Origin of the sequence: Aurantimonas sp. C2-5-R2 (assembly GCF_036549495.1) — a bacterium.
Lineage (GTDB): Bacteria > Pseudomonadota > Alphaproteobacteria > Rhizobiales > Rhizobiaceae > Aurantimonas > Aurantimonas coralicida_A.
Genome location: NZ_JAZHLJ010000006.1, coordinates 1 through 23,089 on the forward strand (window position 1 = coordinate 1; position 23,089 = coordinate 23,089).

The 23,089-nt window shown below is 64.5% G+C and carries 21 protein-coding genes; 10 read left to right on the top strand and 11 right to left on the bottom strand.

Annotation, left to right across the window (positions count from 1 at the left end):
• Positions 1 to 283 precede the first annotated feature (283 nt).
• From VQ044_RS04475 to VQ044_RS04495, 5 genes are all read right to left on the bottom strand, one after another.
• On the bottom strand, positions 284 to 589 hold the full coding sequence (locus VQ044_RS04475; protein WP_331827636.1) for a hypothetical protein: 306 nt from the start codon (positions 587 to 589) through the stop codon (positions 284 to 286).
• Positions 590 to 617: 28 nt separating this feature from the next.
• On the bottom strand, positions 618 to 1,691 hold the full coding sequence (locus VQ044_RS04480) for a hypothetical protein (protein WP_331827637.1): 1,074 nt from the start codon (positions 1,689 to 1,691) through the stop codon (positions 618 to 620).
• A complete protein-coding gene (locus tag VQ044_RS04485) occupies positions 1,678 to 1,992 on the bottom strand; it encodes a hypothetical protein (RefSeq protein ID WP_331827638.1) in 315 nt (104 codons plus the stop codon). The genes VQ044_RS04480 and VQ044_RS04485 overlap by 14 nt, the downstream gene beginning before the upstream one ends.
• 60 nt (positions 1,993 to 2,052) lie before the next feature.
• Complete coding sequence (locus tag VQ044_RS04490) at positions 2,053 to 2,850, bottom strand: ParB/RepB/Spo0J family partition protein (protein WP_442880600.1); 798 nt, start codon at positions 2,848 to 2,850, stop codon at positions 2,053 to 2,055.
• Between the two features lie 74 nt (positions 2,851 to 2,924).
• Positions 2,925 to 3,143 carry a helix-turn-helix domain-containing protein gene (locus tag VQ044_RS04495; protein ID WP_331827640.1) on the bottom strand — a complete coding sequence of 73 codons (219 nt, stop codon included), beginning with the start codon at positions 3,141 to 3,143 and terminating at the stop codon, positions 2,925 to 2,927.
• A 162-nt stretch (positions 3,144 to 3,305) separates the two neighbouring features.
• Here VQ044_RS04495 and VQ044_RS04500 point away from each other — a divergent pair, with 162 nt between their 5' ends.
• Positions 3,306 to 4,484: a tyrosine-type recombinase/integrase gene (locus VQ044_RS04500; RefSeq protein ID WP_331827642.1), complete on the top strand. Its 1,179-nt coding sequence runs from the start codon at positions 3,306 to 3,308 to the stop codon at positions 4,482 to 4,484.
• A 210-nt stretch (positions 4,485 to 4,694) separates the two neighbouring features.
• Here VQ044_RS04500 and VQ044_RS04505 read toward each other — a convergent pair whose 3' ends face one another.
• Positions 4,695 to 6,092 (bottom strand): TrkH family potassium uptake protein, encoded by a 1,398-nt coding sequence (locus VQ044_RS04505; RefSeq protein ID WP_327645523.1) that lies wholly within the window; start codon positions 6,090 to 6,092, stop codon positions 4,695 to 4,697.
• 343 nt (positions 6,093 to 6,435) lie between these two features.
• On the opposite strand from VQ044_RS04505, the gene fdxA reads away from it, so the two are divergent.
• Entirely contained in the window at positions 6,436 to 6,774 is a 339-nt protein-coding gene (gene fdxA, locus VQ044_RS04510; protein WP_327623201.1) for a ferredoxin FdxA, read from the top strand.
• A gap of 61 nt (positions 6,775 to 6,835) precedes the next feature.
• Here the strand turns inward: fdxA and VQ044_RS04515 are convergent, their stop codons facing one another.
• Together VQ044_RS04515 and VQ044_RS04520 are read right to left on the bottom strand one after the other, a co-directional pair.
• Positions 6,836 to 7,219, bottom strand: a complete 384-nt coding sequence (locus VQ044_RS04515; RefSeq protein ID WP_327645525.1) for an RNA-binding S4 domain-containing protein — start codon at positions 7,217 to 7,219, stop codon at positions 6,836 to 6,838.
• Between the two features lie 17 nt (positions 7,220 to 7,236).
• Positions 7,237 to 10,473, bottom strand: coding sequence for a helicase-related protein (locus tag VQ044_RS04520; RefSeq protein ID WP_327645527.1), 3,237 nt, complete (start codon positions 10,471 to 10,473; stop codon positions 7,237 to 7,239).
• Positions 10,474 to 10,906: 433 nt separating this feature from the next.
• Here VQ044_RS04520 and VQ044_RS04525 point away from each other — a divergent pair, with 433 nt between their 5' ends.
• From VQ044_RS04525 to VQ044_RS04540, 4 genes are all read left to right on the top strand, one after another.
• A complete protein-coding gene (locus tag VQ044_RS04525) occupies positions 10,907 to 11,791 on the top strand; it encodes a DMT family transporter (RefSeq protein ID WP_327645529.1) in 885 nt (294 codons plus the stop codon).
• A gap of 111 nt (positions 11,792 to 11,902) precedes the next feature.
• Positions 11,903 to 15,364, top strand: a complete 3,462-nt coding sequence (gene pyc / locus VQ044_RS04530; RefSeq protein ID WP_327645531.1) for a pyruvate carboxylase — start codon at positions 11,903 to 11,905, stop codon at positions 15,362 to 15,364.
• 91 nt (positions 15,365 to 15,455) lie between these two features.
• A complete protein-coding gene (locus VQ044_RS04535) occupies positions 15,456 to 16,319 on the top strand; it encodes a formate/nitrite transporter family protein (RefSeq protein ID WP_327645533.1) in 864 nt (287 codons plus the stop codon).
• Between the two features lie 31 nt (positions 16,320 to 16,350).
• A complete protein-coding gene (locus VQ044_RS04540) occupies positions 16,351 to 17,619 on the top strand; it encodes an MFS transporter (protein ID WP_327645535.1) in 1,269 nt (422 codons plus the stop codon).
• 27 nt (positions 17,620 to 17,646) lie between these two features.
• On the opposite strand, the gene VQ044_RS04545 is transcribed toward VQ044_RS04540, so the two are convergent.
• Positions 17,647 to 17,805 carry a DUF3309 family protein gene (locus tag VQ044_RS04545; protein WP_327623195.1) on the bottom strand — a complete coding sequence of 53 codons (159 nt, stop codon included), beginning with the start codon at positions 17,803 to 17,805 and terminating at the stop codon, positions 17,647 to 17,649.
• A 249-nt stretch (positions 17,806 to 18,054) separates the two neighbouring features.
• On the opposite strand from VQ044_RS04545, the gene ispG reads away from it, so the two are divergent.
• Both ispG and VQ044_RS04555 read left to right on the top strand, forming a co-directional pair.
• The gene (gene ispG / locus VQ044_RS04550) at positions 18,055 to 19,320 is read left to right on the top strand and encodes a flavodoxin-dependent (E)-4-hydroxy-3-methylbut-2-enyl-diphosphate synthase (RefSeq protein ID WP_327645690.1); all 1,266 of its coding nucleotides are present in this window, start codon (positions 18,055 to 18,057) and stop codon (positions 19,318 to 19,320) included.
• A 139-nt stretch (positions 19,321 to 19,459) separates the two neighbouring features.
• Complete coding sequence (locus tag VQ044_RS04555; RefSeq protein ID WP_327645536.1) at positions 19,460 to 20,443, top strand: lytic transglycosylase domain-containing protein; 984 nt, start codon at positions 19,460 to 19,462, stop codon at positions 20,441 to 20,443.
• Positions 20,444 to 20,497: 54 nt separating this feature from the next.
• Here VQ044_RS04555 and VQ044_RS04560 read toward each other — a convergent pair whose 3' ends face one another.
• Positions 20,498 to 20,758, bottom strand: a complete 261-nt coding sequence (locus tag VQ044_RS04560; RefSeq protein ID WP_327623192.1) for a YARHG domain-containing protein — start codon at positions 20,756 to 20,758, stop codon at positions 20,498 to 20,500.
• A gap of 97 nt (positions 20,759 to 20,855) precedes the next feature.
• Positions 20,856 to 21,758: a polyprenyl synthetase family protein gene (locus VQ044_RS04565; RefSeq protein ID WP_327645538.1), complete on the bottom strand. Its 903-nt coding sequence runs from the start codon at positions 21,756 to 21,758 to the stop codon at positions 20,856 to 20,858.
• 173 nt (positions 21,759 to 21,931) lie between these two features.
• Here VQ044_RS04565 and VQ044_RS04570 point away from each other — a divergent pair, with 173 nt between their 5' ends.
• Both VQ044_RS04570 and rpmF read left to right on the top strand, forming a co-directional pair.
• Positions 21,932 to 22,618 (top strand): biosynthetic peptidoglycan transglycosylase, encoded by a 687-nt coding sequence (locus tag VQ044_RS04570; protein ID WP_327645540.1) that lies wholly within the window; start codon positions 21,932 to 21,934, stop codon positions 22,616 to 22,618.
• 230 nt (positions 22,619 to 22,848) lie between these two features.
• The gene (gene rpmF, locus VQ044_RS04575; protein ID WP_327623189.1) at positions 22,849 to 23,034 is read left to right on the top strand and encodes a 50S ribosomal protein L32; all 186 of its coding nucleotides are present in this window, start codon (positions 22,849 to 22,851) and stop codon (positions 23,032 to 23,034) included.
• The last annotated feature ends 55 nt before the right edge of the window (positions 23,035 to 23,089 follow it).

A 23,089-nucleotide genomic window follows, 5' to 3' on the forward strand; every position in this document is an offset into this window, starting at 1 on the left:
CGCCGCCGTGCGCTCGATGCTCTCGGCGCACGCCTCGGTACTGCGCGACGGCACGCGGGTGACCTTGCCGGCGACCGATCTGGTTCCCGGCAACGTGGTGCTGTTGCAATCTCCCGCGTCCCGGCCTATATTCATTGCAGCCGCGTGCCACGCTCGCCGCTAAATCACACCAATCCCGATTTCCTATTTTGGAAATATAAAATTCCCTGTGGGGACGCGGGTACGGGCCGGCGACGCTGTAGAGATGTGAGATACCCCCTGGGGTGCGCGAAGCGGCAGGCCATCACGCCGCCGCACGGTTGTCATTCGCCGCGACCAGCCGCCGTTCCTGCGGCGAGCGAATCCGTATCCTCCACCCTCGACTCGAGCAATACCACACGGCCGCGCTGCCAATGGCCTGCGCCGCGTCCCGCGCCTCTGCTTCTGTGGCGTCCATGGCGCGGGCGAGCGCGTCGAGCGTCATGCCGTCCTCGGCCTCGCCGATAGCCTTGCGGGCCGCAGCCGTGAGGAAGGCAAGCCGGGCGGTTGGCGTGCTGACGGTGTGGCGGAAAAACTGATCGACTGGCCGGGGTTGTAGGGTGACAATCATTGCTGGGTCCCCTTTGATAAATCAGCTTTCATGCGTCCACCGTTTCAGTGGCAACTGCCCGGAACTCCAATGAGTCGTCGGGGTGGCATCGATAGCGGATACGCCGGCCGATAGCCTGCGCCTCGCCGCCGCACGCCTCTGCGAGCGCGCCCGATTGCTCGGGGGAGAGATGCAGGTCCGAATCCCCGCCGCCTTCGTCGTGGAAGGAAAGCCGGACGACAGCGCCACCGTCGTCGCTGGTCTCGCCTGAAAGGATGGTGGCACCTACCCACGCCATCGGACCCGCCCGCCTGAACTCCTTCGGGCCGCTCCGGTTGGTCGACATCATCACCATTGCGCCGATAACCCGGCCGGCCTCGCCGTCGATCGTCAGTGCCCGGTCGAGGCTTGCGTAATCGTCGCTGTCAATGTCGCAGCGGATGACGAATTTCCGGCTTGCCCCGCTGCGAAGGTGGGCCACGAATTTATCGCCGTCCTCGTCGGGCTTGCCTTTTTCGTCCAGCCATTCCGCGTGCACGATTTTCCATTTCGCGAAGCCGGCGGGCGTTGCGCTCGGTTTGTTTTTCTTTTCGTCTTCTGGCGTCCCCTGCGCACCCGTATAAGGGTGCGCTACCAAGGGGCGCTTATCACATACTTCAGTATGGAATTGGGTCCCTACTTGGGGACCACCCCAGGGCTGCCCCCCACGCAGCCCTGGGGACCCCCCTTGCGCATCGCTGGGGACCACCTCTTGCGCATCGCTGGGGACCACCTTTCGGCAGTCCAGAATGGGCTCCCCGCCGTTGGTATGCCGGATATAGGCGCTGCCTCTGAACCACCAATTCACATTCCAAAGGGTGGACGTGGTGTAGGTGGCGGCGCGTTTGACGGCGACGCGCCCGCTGTCGATAAGTGACTGCTTATACCTCTTCACCATCTTTTCGGTGGTGCCGGCGCCTACCGCGATGAACGATCCGCTGCATTCGGCGCGCATGGTGGAATTGTCCCAATTCCGGGCAACGATCGAGATCATCCGTTTCTGAAGGTCGGTTAGCGTCGGGTCTTCCTGTAGGTCTTCCCGCCATGCGTTTTTATCGCTGACGCGGACTCTATACCAACGCATTGGCGCCGCTGCTCTGGAAGTTCGCCCGGTAGATTGCCGAGCCATGCTCGGAAGTGCCGACGCGAGCGATGATGCGATGCTTTTTCAGCAACTTTACCGCCGTATCCACCGTGCGCCGGCAGACGCCGCAACGGCGCTGATATTCCTTGTGCGACACGCTGGATTGGCCAAGGGCCAGTGTATTGCGGCCGACGTTCATGGCGATTGCCAGGGCGGTGCTGCGGCGGATCACGCGCTCGATCGCATAGGACCAATTAAGCAGCGCCTCGGCCTGCTCTTCTGTGATTTCTGGGGTGTCCATCTGCTATCCTTTCAGGAGAGATTCGGGAGGTGTGGTGGTTGGCGGGGGTTGGCGGGTCTGTTACGTAACGGGCTTTCGGCGTAGGGCGGAGATCTCGCCCTTGGCCTTGGCAAGCTTCTTCTTGAGAACTTCAACCTCGGCGTGAAGCTCAAAAATCAGGTATTCATATTCCGCGTGCACCTCCTCGCGGATTCCGTCGAAAGCGCCGAACTCGGAATCCGAAGGTACTGCCATCTTCTTGCGGGCAAGGCTGGCCTTCGCCGCCTCCATCTCGCGGCGCGCATCCCATCCCTTGATCGCCGCGACCTGCTTATCCGGCCCCTCCTCTCGGGCCGCCGCGAGCAGGGCAGTCCGGTTATCGGCAAGGCCGGCATCTGCGGCAGCTTGCTTCGCCTCGCCAGAAAGGGACGCGACTTTCACGGCACGTCGGGCGTCGGCCTCTGACAAGCCAAGCTCGCGAGAGGCGGCCCTGACGCCGCCTTCTGGTCGACCAGGTTTTGCGTCAGCCTGACGCGAAAGTACGTCACCTTCCGCAAGCGACCGACGCGCGCTCGTCAGTTCGATCCATCGTGCGACCTGTTCGTCGCGCTGAAGGGCAGTTAGCTCCGACCGGTGGAGATTCTCGGCGATTTCCATCAACTCGGCGTGCAGATCGTCAACATCGTAGACAACGCATTCGACCGATGCCTCACCGTTGGCTTCCAAAGCAAGCAGGCGGTGTCTGCCATAAATCAGGACTGGAACCCGGTCGGACATCTCGCCGTCGTCCAATGTCACGTTGTCACGAATGCAGACCGCCGGCGCATTCATCAGGCCAAGATCGCGAATGCTCTCCGCGATCTCGGCGACACGGTCCATGTCGCACGGGCGCCGTGTGGATCCAATGTGAATGTCTTCTATGTGAAGGCGCCGGCGCTGATAATTGGTGAGGCTCACGACGCCACCGCGCGGCCGTCTGTCTCTTGTTCGCCCATCCAGCGCGTGAGCGAGGACCGGCGAGCCGCGACGCTTCCACCGATTTTGAAGTGCGGCAGCTCGCCGGCATAGGTCATTTTGTAGACCTGCCTAGCAGTCACGCCGAGGAACTTGGCTATCCCGCCTGCACCGATCAAAAGATCGCCTTCAATGATGTTCTCATTCGCAGCTTGCATTTTTTTCTCCAAGTGGCTTGACAGGGTTTGTGAACAATGGTAAAAATGGTTTTGGACAGATGTGTCTGCTCCATTGCACATTCTACGCATTTTGTCAAGGTTGTTCCTTGCGTGTCATCGTGCGCCATGGTTATGTGAGCCTCGTTTTTCTGAGGGTCAGTCATGGCAGTCATTAAGAAGCGCATCTGGACGAACAAGGGTGGCACGCACGAAGCTTGGAAGCTCGATTACATCGATGCGAACGGCGTTCGGCACCGCGAGCAATTTGCGAAGAAGCGTGATGCAGAGGCGAGGCGCGTCGAGGTCGAGGGCCAGATCGGAAAAGGCACTTATCGCGCCGAGGCTGCAAACACCACCGTGCGCAAGGCATGCGAAGACTTTGACCGACACCTCGAAGGGCGCATGAACCGCGGGGAGCGGGTAACGCCCCTCTACTATACCAATGCCACCGCCCACATGTGGAACTATATCGCCCCGAAGGCGGGCCGGAAAAACAAGATCCAGTTCGACGGCGGCATCGGCGACGTTAAGCTAGCGCAACTGACTGCGCGTGGCGTAGGCGAGTTCCGTGACCGCTTGCGAGACTCCGGCGTTGGCATAGCCACCACAAGGCAGATTCTCGGGACGCTCTCCCGCGTTCTTCTGCATGCCGTCGCGAATGATTTGGTGGCCGTGAATGTTGCGGGGGGCGTTCGCGTCATTGGCAAGAGGAACGAGGGTGCGAAGAAGATCGTGCCACCGTCTAAGGAGGAAATGGCATCTATCCTGGGGGCGGCCGACCAGGACTTCAGGGTGCGGATTGTCTTCGCCGCCGCATCGGGTTTGCGTGCGTCCGAACTGCACGCCCTCCGCTGGAGCCGCATAGATCTCAACAAGGGCGAGGTCACTGTTGAGACGCGAGTCGACGCGAAGCGGAATGAGGACACGACAAAGAGCGCGGCCGGTCTGCGGGCCGTGCCGCTTGGCTCTTCGGTCGTCACTGCGATGAAAGAATGGCGCCTGCGGTCTAAGTTCGCGAAGGACGACGATCTTGTCTTTCCCAACAGCCGCGGGGATTTTGAAAGCCACAACAATATGCTGAAACGCCGATTCAAGCCGACGTTGGAGAGGGCTGCGGCGAAATTCCGTGAGAAGAAAAAGAAGCTTACGCCGTTCGGATGGCATTCTCTTCGACATTTTGCTGTTTCGACATGGATCGAAGCCGGACTACAGCCGAAGACCGTTCAGACATTCGCCGGGCATTCATCCTTGGCCGTGACGATGGACCGATATGGACATCTATTCCCTAGTGAGGACCACCGGCGTACGATGGATAAGATCGCATCATCAATCTTCGCCTAAGGCGCATGATAGGCGCACGGCTCGCTTTATCCCCTATGCTGCAATGACCGTGTGTCAGATTCCTAATCTGAGGGTCACTGGTTCGAATCCAGTCGGGATCACCATTCGTCTCGAACTCTCGGCACCCTGGTAGGCGAGGCGTTGCGACCGGCGGCTCCACCCTCGTGCGGCGACGTCGAACGTCGCGGCGTCAAAGAAGCTCCGCGACGTTCAATCGATCCAGGTCGCGGGGAAGAGGAGAACGAGAACCGTCACGATCTCGAGCCGCCCGAGCAGCATGATTGCCGAGAGCACCCAGAGCGTCGAATCGGAGAATTTGCCGAAATTGCCGGCCGGGCCGATGATCTGGCCAAATCCCGGACCGACATTGGCGAGCGCCGTCAGCGCCCCGGAAAAGGCTGTCAGAAAGTCGAGCCCGAGCGAGGTCAGCACGACGGTGCCGGTCAGCAGGACACCGAAAAACAACAAGACGAACAGCGTCACGGTCTGCAGCAATTCCGGCGTCACCTCCTGATTGCCGTAGCGCAGGCGTCGAATCGCGTGCGGGCGGAACAGCCCCCGGGCGCTGGCCTTGACGAGGAGGAAGAGGATGACCAGCCGGTTGGCCTTGATCCCGCCGGCCGTAGACCCGGCGCAACCGCCCAGGAACATGGCGAGGAAGAAGACGCCCGTCGCGGCGTTCGACCAGAGCGTATAGTCCTCTGACGCAAACCCGGTGGTGGTGATCACCGAAATGAGGTTGAACGCCGAACTGACGAACGCCTCGTTGAAGGGCGTCGCGTTGAGAGCATGGCGGGTAGCGGTCAAAGCGACGCTCAGCACGAGGCAGGTCGCCAGGAAAACCGGAATCTGCGGATCGTTCCAGCGCTGGAACCGGAGCGGCAGCAGCGCCCGGATGTAGATCACGAAGGGAAGCGAGGCGAGCACCATGAACAGGCTGGATACAGCCAGGATGCGGTTGTCGTCGAAATAGCCCATCGAGGAGTCGTGGGTCGAAAACCCGCCGGTCGCCAACGTCGTCATCGCATGGTTCACGGCATCGAAGAAGCTCATGCCGAGGGCCGCATAAGCCATGACGCAGAGCACCGTCAGCACCGCATAGGCGGCCATCAGGCCGGCCGCCAACTGGTTGACGCGCGGCAGGATCTTCTCGGATTTGTCCGAACTCTCCATGTGGAACAGGGAGAGACCGCCGCCCCGGATCGACGGCAGGATCAGAATCGCCATGCCGATGATGCCGATGCCGCCGAGCCATTGCAGCAGCGAGCGCCACAAAAGAAGGCCCGGCGGGAGTGCGTCGAGACCGGAAATCACGGTCGATCCAGTCGTCGTCAGGCCGGACATGGATTCGAAGAAGGCACCGGCGAAGCTGACGTTGACCGAGCCGAAATATAGCGGCAGGGCGCCGATGCCGGCGGTAACCAACCATACCGACGTTACCAGCAGGAAGCCGAGGCGGGGCGTGAACGGAACGCGTTCGCCCCGAGTGGCGGCGGCGACGAGGATGCAGATGATCGCGACGAGGACGGCGGAAAACACGAAAATTCGCCAGTCGTCATTGGCCTTGGCGAAATCCGTCAACGCCGGAACCAGCATGGCTCCGGCCAAGGCCAGTCCGAAGATCGACGCCGTATGGAAGGTGGTTCGGAGAATGGGAAGCTCCCGAAAGGGTCGCCGCGATCCGGCCAGCCGGACGGCGTGCGCGCGCTTTTATACCCGCGCTGCGACGTCGACAACTGGGGGGCGTCTGCGACGCGGGCGGCGTTTGCCCGGCGCGTAGAAATCCATTCCGCCGAAGTGCCCATGCCGCGACATGCTTTGCCCTTGTCAGCCTTCGAGCGAGCGGTTACGTCCGGGCGAAACGAGGATGCGCCGGCGTTCGAGCCGGCACTGTCGCTCGCGCAAGGACCGGCCCCTTCCGAACGGGGTCCGACAAGACCGAGGTTCCGTCATGACCTATTTGGTGACCGACAACTGCATCAAGTGCAAATACATGGACTGTGTGGAGGTTTGTCCGGTCGACTGTTTCTACGAGGGCGACAACATGCTCGTCATCCATCCCGACGAGTGCATCGACTGCGGCGTGTGCGAGCCGGAATGCCCGGCCGAGGCGATCAAGCCGGACACCGAGCCGGGCCTCGACAAATGGTTGACGATCAACACCGAATACGCCGAGAAATGGCCGAACATCACGATCAAGCGGGAAGGTCCAGCCGACGGCGAAAAGTTCGACGGCGAGGAAGGCAAGTTCGAGAAATACTTCTCGCCCGAGCCCGGCGAAGGCGACTGAGCCGTCGCCATCGGGTGACGCCTGGCCGGAACCAGCCGGGCGCGATCAACCCCGGGGCCGCTCAGCCCCAGCGCAGGCGCTCATGCGCGCGGCGCTCTTTCTTGTTCGGTGGCCGTTTCGGCGGCATGTAGCCGCCCTTGGGCAGCTCGGCATCCTTGCGCCTGGTTGTCTCCTCCGGCGGCGACAGATCCTCGTACAATTCCGCCGCTTCGCTCGCCGGCCCGCGGCGGGTGCCGCAGTCGCGAATCTTCAAGATGCGAACCGTATCGTGGATCGACACGGTCAACGTGTCGTCCGCGCGCACCAAACGCGCCGCATTGGTCGTCTTGTCGCGGTTGATCCGCACGCCGCCCGATTGGACGAGCTTCTGGGCAAGGCTGCGCGACTTAACGACTCTCGCGAAGAAGAGCCATTTGTCGATGCGCTGCCCCGCTCCGTCAGCCATCGGAACCGCTTTCGGGACTATTTGCCAAGCTTGTCCTTGAGCGCCGCGAGCTTGGCGAAGGGCGAATCGGGGTCGACGCGCTGCGGCCTTGCCTGCACCGGCTTGTTGTATGAGGTCTGCGGCTTGTCGAAGCGGCGGCCACCGCCACCCTCCTTGCGCTCGCCGCGCTCCTTCCAGTCACGATTCGGCCGCCCCTTGGCCTGGCGCTCGTTCTCGGTTCCGCCGTCGCTTTTCTGGTCGCCCTTGCCGATGCGCTGGCCGCGCTCCGGGGCGGTCGCCCCGCCGCCGGTCTCGCGGCCCTTGCCACGCTGACCCTGGCGATGGCCCGCCCGCCCGCCGGCCCGCTGCGGCCGCCAGACCTGCACGAGCTTCGGCGCGGCCGGCTCGCCATCGGACTCGGAGGCCGGCTCGCCTACCACCGTTTCGTCCGGCGCCGTTTCCGCCACGGGCGACTCCACCGGACTTGTCGCGGCAGGTGTGTCGCCGGCCGCTGCGACCGGGTCGGCCGCACTGGCGGTCGGCTCTCCCTCGGCGCCTTCCTCGGAAGCGACCGCCGCCACCGGCACAACTGCGTCGGCGGTAGAACCATCGCTCGATTCGGCGGACGGTTGCTCCTCCGCCGGTTCGCCCGCGGCTTCGCTCGTGGCCGGGGCGTCGCCGGATTCGTCTTGCGGCTGCGGCGTTTCGAGCGTCGCGACGGCCTCCGCCGCCTTGCGCTCGGCTTCGGCCCGGCTTGCCACTTCGGCCGCTTTGGTCTCGGCGTCGAGACGCTGGATCTCGGCTTCGACCGTGCCCGCCTCGATGCCGTCGGGGCGATAGCCGAGGCCCTTCAGCACCTCTTCCATGTCCTCGGCGGTTGCGCCGAGAATCGACATCATCGCCGGCGTCACCAGGAATTGCGCGCCGTTGTAACCGCCCTCGGGACGTTTTCCGGTTCCCGGCTTCCAGGCCAGCGCCGGCCGGATCAGATCGGCGAGACGTTCCAGAATGTCGACCCGCACCGCCCGACGGCCGAGCAGCCGATAGCCGGCAAGGCCGAAGAACACCGGATCGATGGCCGGATCGGCAACCGCCGACGTGCGGCCGGTCGCCAATAGATGCGTGACCTCGCCATAGCCGGGCCGCTCGCGCCCATCCTTGTTCACCGCCCACAGCAGCGTCAGCAAGGCCGCCGGCGCCGGCTTGATCAGCGCCGGGATGAAGATGTGATAAGCGCCGAAGCGCACGCCGCAGCGCCGCAGCGCTGCCCGCGCGTCCTGATCGAGCGAACGGACTTCCTCGGCGACGTCGCGGCGTTGCACCATGCCGAGATTCTCGGACAGGCGAAAGGCGAGCCCCTTCGCGGTGCCCTCAAGGCCCTCGGCCGATTTCAGGTCGACCAGCGGCTTCAGCACCGTCGAGACCTGATAGGTGACGGAGCGCTCGGCCCGCGCCGCCACCTTGTCGCGCTCCGGACCGCTCAGTTGTTCGTCGGCGAACAGGACGACTTTCGGCTTCAGCGGGTCGTCGCTCGCGGCAAGGCTGGCCACCGGCGCGCCGAGCCAGCGGATCAATCCGTCCGAGCCCAGGGCGATGTCACCGTTCGGCGCGTTGGCGAAGCGCTCGGCCCGCTTTTCGAACTCGCCAGCCAAGGCTTTTTGCGAGGCCGCGCGCACCGCCTTGCCGTCCTGGCCCTCGGCCTTGCCGTCAAGCGTGAACCTGAACCCCTGCAGCTCCCCGACAGTGTGGCCCTCGACCACGACCGTGCCGTCGCCGCTGATCTCAGCTTCCATGAACGCGTTCTCTCTCAGCCGCTTCATCAAGACGCTTGTCCTGCGGTCTACGAAGCGTTTCGTCAACCTGTCGTGAAGCGCGTCGGAAAGACGGTCTTCGATGGCGCGTGTCTTTTCCTGCCAGTGTGTCGGATCGGCCAACCATTCCGGGCGGTGGGAAATATAGGTCCATGTCCGGATTTCGGCGATGCGCTGGGACAGGGTGTCGATGTCGCCGTCGGTGCGATCGGCACGATTGACCTGGCTGGCCATATAGTCTTCGGCGACATGGCCGCGGACGGCGAGATCGACATAGATCGCTGCGATGATCTCGGCGTGCTGCGCCGGAGCAATGCGGCGATAATCGGGAAGCTTGCACGCTTCCCAGAGGAGCTCCACCCGCTCCCGGCCCCGCGCGAGATCGGCAACATTGGCATCGCGCGATAGGTACTCCAGCGCCCTCTGATCGACCGAGGGCAGGGATTTCGTCAGTTCCGGACAGGGCGGCGGCCGCTCGAGACTGTCCTTCAACGCCGCGATGGATGCGAAATCGAAGTCGCGGCTGCGCCACTGCAGCACCCGCACCGGCTGAAACACGTGGGCTTCGAGCGCCTCGGCGAGTTCGCCCGGCAGCGGATCGACCCGGCCGGTAACGCCGAAGGTCCCGTCGCGCAGATGCCGGCCGGCGCGACCGGCGATCTGGCCGAATTCGGCAGCGGTGAGTTGGCGGTACTGGAAGCCGTCGAACTTCCAGTCCTGGGCGAAGGCGACGTGATCGACGTCGAGGTTCAGCCCCATGCCGATCGCGTCGGTCGCGACCAGAAAATCGACGTCGCCCGACTGATAGAGCGCGACCTGCGCGTTGCGGGTGCGTGGGCTGAGCGCGCCGAGGACCACCGCCGCGCCGCCGCGCTGACGGCGAATCAGTTCGGCGATGGCGTAGACCTCGTCGGCGGAGAAGGCGACGATGGCGGTGCGGCGCGGCAGGCGGGTGATCTTCTTGGAACCCGCATAGACGAGGTTCGACAGACGCGGCCGCGTCACCGTCTGGACGCCCTTCAGCAGGCGCTGCAAGACGCCCTGCATCGTCGACGCCCCGAGCAGCAGGGTCTCCTCTCGCCCGCGCGCATGCAGGATGCGATCGGTAAAGACGTGGCCACGTTCGAGGTCCCCGGCCAGTTGCACCTCGTCGATCGCGACGAACGCGGTATTCGGCGCGCGCGGCATCGCCTCGACGGTGCAGACGGCATAGCGCGCGTTCGGCGGCTTGATCTTCTCTTCGCCGGTAATCAGCGAGACCGCCGCCGGCCCCACCCGGTCGCAGACCTTCTGATAGACTTCGCGCGCCAGCAGCCGCAGCGGCAGGCCGATCGTCCCGGACGAATGGGCGACCATCCGCTCGATCGCCAGGAACGTCTTGCCGGTGTTGGTCGGCCCGAGCACGGCGGTGACATTGGTCCCATCGTAGCGGACGGTTTCTTGGACAGGGGGAAATTCAGCCATGCGTATCGCTATGTGGGATCACGCATCGTTTGGAAAAGGTTCTGCATTGATTTGCAACGACTTCGGCCGGGGGGCGGGGGGGCCCCCAACACCCCCCCCCGCCGGCCCCGCGGGGGGGGGGGCCAACGAACCGCCTCGCCGGCTTCCCGATTGGCGGGCGCGAAAAAAGTTTTGTCTGGCGCGATTTTTTTTGGAACCTCTTTCACGCCCCCGCATTATTCAGACACCCCAAGCGATCATCCCCCCTCGATCGCTCTATGCAGACGGAAAAAGGCAGCTCCCCCTCGCTGCCTTTTTTCGCGTCTGGAGGTGGGTATCGCGACACAGGCTGCGAAAAAATTTGGGTCGCGTTCCGAACGCGGCGAATTCGGTTGCATCATAAGACGGGATTAACATAGCGACAGGCTCCCGCCGCCCTCTCGGATCGTCAGTCATGCAAGCCGGAATCCTCCTGGCCTTCGCCGCCTATTTTTCCTTTGCCGGCGCCGACGCCAGCCTGAAGTGGATTGGCTCCGACCTGCCGATCTTCGAGATCGGCTTTTTCGTATCGCTGTTCGCCCTGCTGCCCGCGCTGTTCACCAAGCGCCCGGAAGACAATTGGGGCAACGTCTTCGTGCCCAAACGTCCCGGCCTGCTGGCGCTGCGGATGCTGAGCGGCACGCTCGGCGGCATCGGCGGTGTCATCGCCTTCACCACTCTGCCGCTGGCCGAGGCCTACGCCCTGATCTTTCTTCTGCCGATCTTCGTGACGGTGTTTTCCCGTGTCGTGCTGAAGGAGCCCGTGGGCTGGCGGCGTTGGCTCGCCGTCTTCGGCGGCCTCATCGGGGTCCTGCTCGTCGTCAGGCCCGGCTTCCGGGAAATCCTGCCCGGCCATTTCGCCGCCATCCTCGTCGCGATCTGCGGCGCGGCGACCGTCATCATCCTGCGCGTCCTCGGCCCATCCGAGCGGCGGATCACCCTGATCGGCGCCGTTCTCGTCGCCGGGATCGTCGTCAATGGGGTGTTGATGATCCCGAATTTCGAAACGCCCGGACCCGCCCTGTGGCCGGTTCTCCTGCTCGGCGGCGTGTTCGCCGGCATGGGCCATCTGCTCATCGTTTTCGCCACCCGGCTCGCGCCCGCCGCCCGGGTGGCCCCCACCCAATACAGCCAGATCGTCTGGGCCGCCGTCATCGGCGCCACCTTCTTCGGCGAATATCCGGACGGTCTCGCGATGGTCGGCATGGCGCTGGTTGGCGTCTCCGGTCTCTTCACCCTGGTGCGCGAGGAGCAGCGCTTCGGCTGGCCGAGCCGCATTCCGCTGATTCGCAACCGCTGACACGAGGGCATCGCGGCGCTTCGCACTTGCGAAACATGCTGCGCCACCGCAATCTTGAGCGATCGGCGAAAGCGATTATAAGTCGCGCGACTTTAGTAGGAGGAGCAGTCCTTGGCTATCCGCAAGATCCTTGTCGCCAACCGATCCGAAATCGCCATCCGCGTCTTTCGTGCCGCCAACGAACTCGGTCTGAAAACCGTTGCGATCTGGGCGGAGGAGGACAAGCTGGCGCTCCACCGCTTCAAGGCGGACGAGAGCTATCAGGTCGGGCGTGGCCCGCATCTGGCCAAGGATATGGGACCGATCGAGAGCTATCTGTCGATCGAGGAGGTGATCCGCGTCGCCAGGCTGTCCGGCGCCGACGCCATCCATCCGGGCTACGGGTTATTGTCGGAAAGTCCGGAATTCGTCGATGCCTGCCACGAGGCCGGCATCGTCTTCATAGGCCCGACCGCCGACACCATGCGCCGGCTCGGCAACAAGGTCGCCGCGCGCAATCTGGCCGTCGAGGTCGGCGTGCCCGTCGTGCCGGCGACCCAGCCGCTGCCCGACGACATGGCAAAGGTCCGCGAGATGGCCGCGGAAATCGGCTATCCGGTCATGCTCAAGGCGTCCTGGGGCGGCGGCGGGCGCGGCATGCGCGCGATCCGCGCCGAAAAGGACCTCGAGCGCGAGGTGATCGAGGGCAAGCGCGAGGCCATGACGGCGTTCGGCAAGGACGAGGTCTATCTCGAAAAACTCGTCGAGCGCGCCCGTCATGTCGAGGTGCAGATTCTCGGCGATACCCACGGCAACGTTGTCGATCTGTTCGAGCGCGATTGCTCGATCCAGCGCCGCAACCAGAAGGTCGTCGAGCGCGCGCCCGCGCCGTATCTGAACGACGCCCAGCGGCGCGAGATCGCCGGATACGCCCGCCAGCTCGCCGACGCCACCAGCTATGTCGGCGCCGGCACCGTCGAGTTCCTGATGGATGCCGACACCGACGCCTTCTATTTCATCGAGGTCAATCCGCGCGTCCAGGTCGAGCACACGGTCACCGAGGAGGTGACCGGCATCGACATCGTCAAGGCGCAGATCCACATCCTCGACGGCGCCGCGATCGGCACGCCGGAATCGGGCGTGCCGCGCCAGGAGGACATCAAGCTCAACGGCCATGCCCTGCAGTGCCGCATCACCACCGAGGATCCGGAACAGAACTTCATTCCCGACTATGGGCGCATCACCGCCTATCGCGGCGCGACCGGCTTCGGCATCCGCCTCGACGGCGGCACCGCCTATTCGGGCGCCGTCATCACGCGTTTTTACGATCCGCTGCTGGAAAAGGTGACGGCTTGGGCGCCGACGCCGCAGGAGGCGATCGCCCGCATGGACCGGGCGTTGCGCGAGTTCCGCATTCGCGGCGTGGCGACGAACCTGACCTTTCTCGAGGCGATCATCGGCCACGAGAAGTTCCGCGACAACACCTACACGACCAAGTTCATCGACGACACGCCGGCGCTGTTCAGCCAGGTCAAGCGCCGCGACCGCGCCACCAAGCTCTTGACCTATCTCGCCGACGTCTCGGTCAACGGCCATCCGGAGACGAAACACCGGCCTCGCCCCGTCGAAGGGCAGGTCGTCCCGGTGCCGCCGTTGTTCAAGGCACCGATCGTCGATGGAACCCGCCAGAAATTCGAGGCCCTCGGCCCGGTAGGTTTCGCCGAATGGATGCGCGCCGAGCCGCAGGTCCTGATCACCGACACGACGATGCGCGACGGGCCGCAATCCCTGCTGGCGACCCGCGTCAGGACCCACGACATCGTCGCCATCGCCGACGCCTATGCGCGCGCCCTGCCGCAGCTTCTCAGCCTCGAATGCTGGGGCGGCGCGACCTTCGACGTGGCCATGCGCTTCCTCACCGAAGATCCATGGGAGCGGCTCGCGCTGATCCGCGAAAGGGCGCCGAACATCCTTCTCCAGATGCTGCTGCGCGGCTCCAACGGCGTCGGCTACACCAACTACCCCGACAATGTCGTCAAGCGCTTCGTTTCCGAGGCGGCGAAGGGCGGCGTTGATCTGTTCCGCGTGTTCGACTGCCTCAACTGGGTCGAGAACATGCGGGTCTCGATGGATGCCGTGTGCGAGGCCGGCAAGCTCTGCGAGGGCGCGATCTGCTACACCGGCGACCTGTTCGATCCGAACCGGGCTAAATACGACCTCAAATACTATGTCGCTCTCGCCAAGGAGATGGAGGCCGCCGGCGCCCACATCCTCGGCGTCAAGGACATGGCGGGACTGTTGAAGCCCGCCGCAGCGCGCGTCCTGTTCAAGACGCTGCGCGAGGAGACCGACCTGCCGATCCACTTCCACACCCACGACACCTCCGGCATTTCCGCGGCCACCGTGCTCGCCGCAATCGAGGCCGGCGTCGATGCGGTGGACGCGGCGATGGACGCCTTCTCCGGCAACACCTCGCAGCCCTGCCTCGGCTCCATCGTCGAGGCGTTGAAGGGGACGGATCGCGATCCGGGCCTGTCGGCGGACGCGATCCGGCGCATTTCCTTCTACTGGGAGGCGGTGCGGGCCCAGTACGCGGCCTTCGAGAGCGACCTGAAGGGTCCCGCTTCCGAAGTCTATTTGCATGAGATGCCCGGCGGGCAGTTCACCAATTTGAAGGAGCAGGCCCGCTCGCTCGGCCTCGAGGCGCGCTGGCACCAGGTCGCCCAGACCTATGCCGACGTGAACAGGATGTTCGGTGACATCGTCAAGGTGACGCCCTCGTCCAAGGTCGTCGGCGACATGGCGCTGATGATGGTCAGTCAGGATCTCGCCGTCGCCGACGTGCTGGACCCGGCCAAGGATCTCGCCTTCCCCGATTCGGTAGTGGCGATGATGCGTGGCGACCTCGGTCAGCCGCCGTCCGGCTGGCCGGCGGATATCCAGGCGAAGGTGCTGAAAGGCGAGACGCCGATCACCGTGCGGCCCGGCTCGCTGCTCGGCGAGGCCGATCTCGATGCCGAGCGCGCCACCATCGAGACGAAGCTCGAGCGGCCGGTGAGCGACCCGGAATTCGCCTCCTATTTGATGTATCCTAAGGTCTTCGCTGATTTTGCCGCGATCCAGGAACTCTACGGCCCGGTCTCGATGCTGCCGACGCCCTCCTATTTCTACGGCATGGACCAGGAGGAGGAGGTTCTCGTCGACATCGAGCGCGGCAAGACCCTGGTCATCCGCTGCCTCGGCTTCGGCGAGACCGACGAGAAGGGCATGCGGACGGTGTTCTTCGAGCTCAATGGCCAGCCGCGGCGGGTCAAGGTGCCCGATCGCGCCCACGGCGCGTCTGGCGCAGCGGTCCGGCCGAAAGCCGAGATTGGCAACGCCAATCATGTCGGCGCGCCGATGCCAGGCGTCGTCTCGACGCTGGCCGTTGCGCCGGGCCAGGCGGTCAAGGCCGGCGACGTCCTGTTGTCGATCGAGGCGATGAAGATGGAAACGGCGCTGCACGCCGAGCGGGACGGCACGGTGGAGGCTGTGCATGTCACCGCCGGCGCCCAGATCGACGCCAAGGACCTGCTGGTGGTCTACGGGCAATAGTAGCCGATCTCGCCCATCGTCATTGCCCTGGGAACCGCAGTGTTCATGTTGGGCCTGATGCGCTCCAACGGGGACGACAACGATGGTCTCGATGCAGGATCAGAAGACGGATACCAGATCGACATTCTCCGGCGTGGGCGATCGCTCGCCGGAGGAAACGGCGGCCAACGCGGTCGTTTATCTGTCTGGGAAGGTGAAGAAGCCGGCGATCGACGTCGCCGTCCTATCGATATTGGCGGGCTTCTACATTGCCTTCGGCTCGATCTTCTACCTTGTAACCGGCGCGGGCAATGATGGCCTGTTCGGGCTATCGCGTCTGTTCAGCGGTGTCGCCTTCTCGGTCGGCCTGGTCCTCGTGGTCGTCGCCGGGGCGGAGCTTTTCACTGGTGACACGATGCTGGTGATTCAACGGGTACGCCACACGCTCGACCGCGCCACGATGTGGCGGTTCTGGGGCATGGTCTATGCCGGGAATTTCGTCGGATCGCTGATCATTGCGATTTTGTTCGTCGTTGCCGGTGGCTACATGATCGGCGATGGTGCCGTGGGTCTCAACGCGCTCAAGGTCGCCTCGGGAAAGACCGGCGACACCTTCTACGCCAATTTCGCCGCGGGAATTCTTGCCAACATGCTGGTCTGTCTGGCCATCTGGCTGGCGCTCGCCGCGCGAACGGTGCAGGGCAAGATCCTCGCGATCGTCGGGCCGATCTCGACCTTCGTCGCCGCGGGCTTCGAGCATTCGATCGCCAACATGTCCATCATACCGATCGGCCTGATGACGAAGTGGTTCGCCGGCGAACAGTTCTGGACGACGACGGCGTCCACACCGGATGCGTTTGCCGGGCTTACCGTCGGCTGGTTCCTTTGGAACCTTCTGTTCGTGACGATCGGCAATATGATCGGCGGTGGTCTCATCGGTTTGTCTTATTGGCATGCCTATCTGCGCGGGGAATAAGCGTCGTGCGGGTCTTCCGGGGATTGTCACTTTGAATCATGGGCGGCGGATCGCGGTCGGCTGGGTCAACAGGCTGTTCTTCACGATGCCGAGTGTGCGCATCGCCGCCGCCATCGCTTTTTTCGTCAACGGCTTCGTGCTCGGCAGTTGGGCGCCGCAGGTGCCGGTGCTGGCCGACCGGCTCGCCATCTCCCAGTCGACGCTCGGCCTGTTCGTTCTGGTGCTCGGGCTCGGCGCCATGACCGCGATGCCGCTGATCGGCATGACAATCGCCAAGGGCGGCTCGCGGCGACCCGTGCTCATAACGCAAATGCTGCTGGCATTCGCCCTGCCGTTGCTGGCGCTGGCGCCGACAGTGCCACTCGCCGCTCTGGCGATCTTCTTCTACGGCATGATGCTGGGCGGCATGGATGTGGCGATGAACGCCAACGCCGTCACCGTCGAGCGCGGTGCCGGCAAGGCGATCATGTCGTCCTTTCATGGCTTCTGGTCGATCGGCGGATTTGTCGGAGCCGGCGCTGGCGGCGCCGTCATCGCAGCGATCGGGCCGGTCGGACACACGCTCCTCGTCGGCGGCTTTGCCCTCGCGATGCTCTGGCCCGTATGGCGGCACATGCTGGAAGACAGGCAAGCCGCCCCGATCGACGACGACCAGAAGGCGGCTGGGCTGGCCGGCCTGATCGCGGCCGCGAGGCGGGATCGCACGGCTCTCGCCACGGCCCTGGCGATCGGTATTTTTTCGTTGTTCGCAATGGTGCCGGAGGGCGCGGCGATCGACTGGAGCGCGATCTATCTGCGCCAGGATCTGAACGTCGACATCGCCGCGTCGGGGTTCGGCTTCGCGGCTTTTTCGGCCGCGATGGCCCTGTTCCGCTTCGCCGGCGACAGGATTCGCAACCGGATCGGCGCTGTCGGCACTGTGCGCCTATCCCTCATCATTGCGGTATCGGGTCTGGTGCTGATCGGCGCTGTAAGCAATCTTCCCGCCGTCCTCGCCGGTTTCGCCCTGCTGGGCGTCGGCCTGTCCAACATCGTGCCGATCGCCTTTTCGGCAGCCGGCAATATCGATGGGCTGAAGCCGGGCATCGGCATCGCGATCGCGACGACCTTTGGGTATTCCGGCATCTTGATCGCCCCCGCCGCGATCGGCGCGCTGGCGGATCGCTTCGGCTTCCCGGCCGTATTCCTGGGGATGTCGACTCTACTGGTGGTCATTCTCGCGATGTCGGCCCTGATGGCCGGCGCCGACCATGGCAACGCGCAACGACGGACGGGGACCGGCACGAAGCCGGTCCCCTGATATTCGTGACCAGTCAGGCTATGGCCGTCAGATCCGTCCGAGCAAAAGCAGGACCAGGATCACGACGACGATCAGGCCGAGAATGCCCGACGGGCCATAGCCCCAGCCGCGCGAATAGCCCCACGACGGCAGCGCGCCGATGAGGAGGAGAATGAGGATGACGAGAAGGATAGTACCGATGCTCATGGTGAGGTCCGATCGTTTTTTTGACAACAGTCACCATCACAAACCGTTGAACGCCGTTTGGGTTCCCGTCGAAGAAAGCAAATGATGCTGTTGGTTAAGCCGGAGCAAATCCGCCGGTCGCGACGAACATTGCCAGCAGGGTGAAACCGGCAGGGCCTTCGCGTTCCGCAATCGGTGGCCGACCGAATTGACAAGCCGGCGCCAAGACGCCACCTCGCAGGTGGAAAGCACATGTCCTCAGGGTTCGCCATGACCGTTCAGCCTTCTATCGTCACCGTCGACGCCGATCCTTCACCGCGCCGCCGCACCGTCGGGGTCGATGTTGCAGGTGTGGTGGTCGGCGGCGACGCGCCGGTCGTGGTGCAGTCGATGACGAACACCGACACCGCCGACATCGACGCGACGGTGGCGCAGGTCGCCGCCCTTGCCGAGGCGGGCTCCGAGATCGTGCGGATCACGGTGGATCGCGACGAATCCGCCGCGGCGGTGCCGAAAGTACGCGAACGTCTCGACCGGCTGGGTGTCTCGGTGCCGCTGGTCGGCGACTTCCACTATATCGGCCACAAGCTTTTGGCCGACCATCCGGCCTGCGCCGAGGCGCTCGCCAAATACCGCATCAATCCCGGCAATGTCGGCTTCAAGGAGAAGAAGGACCGGCAGTTCGTCGCGATCGTCGAAACGGCGATCCGCTACGACAAGCCGGTGCGGATCGGCGTCAATTGGGGCTCGCTCGACCAGGCACTTTTAACCCGGCTGATGGACGCCAACAACGACTTGCCTCAGCCGCGTTCGGCCCGCGCCGTGACCCGCGAGGCGATCATCCAGTCGGCGCTGCTTTCGGCGGCGCTCGCCGAGGAAACCGGACTTGCGCGCGATCGCATCATTCTGTCGGCCAAGGTCAGCCAGGTGCAGGATCTGATCGCTGTCTACCGCGATCTGTCACGCCGCACCGACCATGCACTGCACCTCGGCCTGACCGAGGCCGGCATGGGCTCGAAGGGCATCGTCGCGTCCTCGGCGGCGATGGGCATCCTGCTCCAGGAGGGAATCGGCGACACCATCCGCGTGTCGTTGACGCCGGAACCCGGCGGCGACCGCACCCGCGAGGTGCAGGTCGCCCAGGAACTCCTCCAGACGATGGGGTTTCGCCAGTTCGTGCCGATCGTCGCCGCCTGTCCCGGCTGCGGCCGAACCACCTCGACCGTCTTCCAGGAACTCGCCGAAAAGATTCAGACGGACCTGCGTGTCAACATGCCGGCCTGGCGGGAGAAATATCCCGGCGTCGAGGCGCTCAACGTCGCGGTGATGGGCTGCATCGTCAACGGGCCGGGCGAATCCAAGCACGCCGATATCGGCATTTCGCTGCCGGGAACCGGCGAGACGCCGGCCGCGCCCGTCTTCGTCGACGGCAAGAAGACCGTGACGTTGCGCGGACCGAACATCGCGACCGAGTTCCAGGCGATGGTCGCCGCCTATATCGAACGCCGCTTCGGAGAAAAGCAGGCGGCGGAATAGTCGCCACCGGGCGGCCGCCCCGCCAGGATCCTGTCGCGTTCTTCCGTCGGCCTTTCCGCCGGACCGCCGCTTCGTCATAGTGACGGGTAGCCGGGGCCGGTTCGTCCGCGCGCCGGCCGACCCGATGCGGATAAATCCGATGCAAGACGACCTTTTCCCATTTCGGCTTGCCTGCCTCAGCGTCGCCGCCGGGATCCTCGCCATCACGCCGACTCGGGCCGCCCCGGTCGGTGAGGATGCCGGCTCATCGCTGACCTTGCCCGCCCTCGCCTATCCGACCACACCGCCGGGCATCGTCGCCGACCCGGGCCGCACGCCCGGTGAAAGCCTTGCAAAGGCCGCAGCGCTGCAGACGTCAAAGCCGGTCTCCGCCGATATCTGCCAGTTGATCGCCGCGAACGCCGATGCCGTCGGCATGTCGCGGGATTTTTTCGCGCGGCTGATCTGGAAGGAAAGCCGCTTCGACGTCGGCGCGATCTCTCCCGTCGGCGCCCAGGGCATTGCCCAGTTCATGCCCTATACGGCCGACGAACGCGGCCTCACCGACCCTTACGACGTTGTCTCAGCCATCCGTCACTCGGCGCTCTATCTCAGCGACCTGAAGGCAGAACTCGGCAATTGGGGGCTTGCCGCGGCCGCCTACAATGGCGGCATCAACAGGGTGAAAGGCTGGGTCGCGAATGGCGGATCGCTTCCGTCGGAGACCGAGGAATACGTCAACGCCATCACCTTTCGTCCGGCCGACTGGTTCAAGGAAGACGGCAACGAACTGGAGCCGAAACCGCTCGAAGCCGAACGCGAATTCCTGCAAAGCTGCGCCCGGTTGCCCATCATGAAGACGCGGGCGATCTTCGCCACTGTCGAAAGCGCCCCGATGCGACCCTGGGGCGTGCAGGTCGCCGGCCATGTGAAGCAGTCGGTCGCGATGCAGATGTTTCGCCGCGTACAATCGGCCCATCCGGGGATCCTCGGCGGCAAGGCGCCGCTCGTCCTGCGCGATCGCGCCGGTGGGCGGGCTCGGATCTACGCGGTGCGGATCGGCGCCGAGACGCGGGGCGAGGCCGACCAGCTCTGCCAGCGACTGCGCGGCGCCGGCGGCTCCTGCGTGGTAATGAAGAACTGAAACCGTTCGTTCGGGAACCCGGATCGTACGGCATTCGAGGCGTCGCGCCCCGCGTCAATTGACCTTGCAACCACGCCGCTTTTCTTCGGCCTTGAGGGCGGCAACCCGCCGTTGCTCGGCCGCCGTCAGCCGGGGGTTGGAGGTCCAGCAGTCGAAGCTTGCGAAGGTACGCCGGCCGAGACTCGTCGAGAAACAGTAGCCGTTTTCGGCATAGATCAGGTTTCTCTCGTACCAAAGGTCAAAGCAGCTCTGCGCCTGAGCCGCCGACGAAAACAGGATAGCGCTTCCCAACACGCCAATGACCACGATCTTCATCGCGACCTCCACAGGTGAAAACAGAGCTAGTAGCCTCCCAGAATCTCAGGCCGTCAAGCGGATTCGCGATTGAATATAGTCCGGGCCAACCGCTCCGCTAACGCGTCCGCTCCGCCACGAACCGCGCCGCCTCGACCAACGTCGTCGCTTTGTCGCCATAGGGCGCCAGTTCCGCTTCGGCCTGCGCCACGAGTTCGGCGAGGCGATCTTGCGTCCAGGCGATGCCGTTCAGCGCGGGCAGCGTCTTCTTGCCACGGCTCCGGTCCTTGCCCGCCGCCTTGCCGAGCGTCGCGGCGTCCGCCGTCTCGTCGAGGAGATCGTCGGAAAGTTGGAAGGCGAGCCCGACGATCTCGCCGAAGCGCCGCAACCGGGCACGATCGGGCGCTGCCGCATCGGCGATTACCGGCCCGGCCTCACAGGCGCAGGCGATCAGCGCGCCGGTCTTCATCGCCTGCATCGTCGCTATCTCATCCTCCGATAAAGTGCGCCCCTCGGCCTCCAGATCGAGCGCCTGGCCACCTGCCATGCCCGCCGCCCCAGCGTCGCGCGAGAGCAGCGCGACGAGGCCGAGACGTGCCGAAGCCGACAGGCCGTCCTCATCGGCGATCAAACCGAAGGCAAGCGTCAACAGGCTGTCGCCGGCAAGTATCGCGGTCGCCTCGTCGAACGCCTTGTGAACGGTCGGCTTACCGCGCCGCATGGCATCGTCGTCCATGGCCGGCAGATCGTCATGGACCAGCGAATAGCAGTGGACGCATTCGAGCGCGGTCGCCGCACCGAGCGCCTCGTCCGGATCGGCGCCGAACAGGCGAGCACTCTCCACAAGCAGAAACGGCCGCAGCCGCTTACCGCCGTCGAGTGCGCCGTGGCGCATCGCCCTGAGAAGCCGCTCGGGCGCCGCCGCCAGCAGCCGGTCCGAGCCGCCGAGGCGGCGCGTCAAAGAGGCCTCGATCGCCTTTGCCGACGCGGCCAGCCGCGTTTCGAAATCACTCGCGCTCATTCGCGTATCCCTGCTCCCCAACGTCGCGGCCCGGCTTTGCCCATGTCGCGCCGCCGGTCAAGCAAAGTGGCGTTGCGGCTCCGCGGCGACCCGGCTAGAACGCTCTTCATGAGCCTTCGCCGTCGCCTCCGCATCGTGGATAGTCCGGGCGCCTGTTGCGGCGGTCCGCTCTGATGCGCCGTATTTTTGCCGGCGCTTTCCTGATTGTTCTGCTGCTTGGGACGATTCCGCTCGTCCTGACACCGGTCTATTCCATCCGCGCAGTGCATCCGATCTCGACGCTCATGTTGGCCGATCATTTCACCTTTCGGCCGATGCTCCGCGAGTGGGTTTCGATCGACGATGTCGCTCCCGTGATCGTCTATTCGGTGATGATGTCGGAGGACGGGCAGTTCTGCCGGCATCGCGGCATCGATTGGGGCGAAATGCGCGCCGTCGTCGAGGAGGCCTTGGCGGGCGAGGAAACGCGCGGGGCCTCGACCATCCCGATGCAGATGGTGAAGAACCTGTTTCTGTGGAACGGGCGGTCCTATCTGCGCAAGGGACTGGAAGCGCCGCTGGCACTTTACGCCGACGCGATCCTGTCGAAACGGCGGATGATGGAAATCTATCTCAACATCGTCGAGTGGGACACTGGCGTCTACGGTGTCGGCGCGGCGAGCCAGCACTATTTCGGCCGCTCCGCCGCCGAACTCAACGCCCGCCAGGCCGCGCTCCTCGCCGTCACTCTGCCGGCTCCGGGAGCACGCAGCCCGGCCAACCCGAGCAAGAGCCTCGATCGCCTGGCCCGCCGCGTCGAACGCCTCGCAAGCCGGTCCGGCGACTATATCGGCTGCCTGAAACCGGCGAAGGTGAGCTGACGGTTTTCACCTCGCCCCCTTTCCAAAGACGCTTGGCTTTGCTATGGGCACCCTCGAATTCCCGTCATGGTGAAGCCTTGCCGCGATCGCAGCGTGATCGCAGTGGCTTCGGACGTGAAAGCGCGGCGCGAAGAAGCGGGACGTTTCCTGGCATTGGCGCGCAACAGACCAGACTGACGTCGCCGATGCGCCTCGCGGGCCATCGCCCGACAGCCCGAACGGAGCAGAACATGGCCGTACCCAAACGCAAAACATCCCCGTCGAAGCGCGGCATGCGCCGTTCGATGGATGCGCTGAAGGCGCCGACCTACATCGAGGACAAGGATTCGGGCGAGCTGCGCCGGCCGCACCACGTTGACCTGAAGACCGGCATGTATCGCGGTCGTCAGATCCTGACGATCAAGGAAAAAGCCTGACACCGAAGCTGGCGCCATGCGTCATCGGGCGCACGCGGCAAATCAGTGTCTGGGC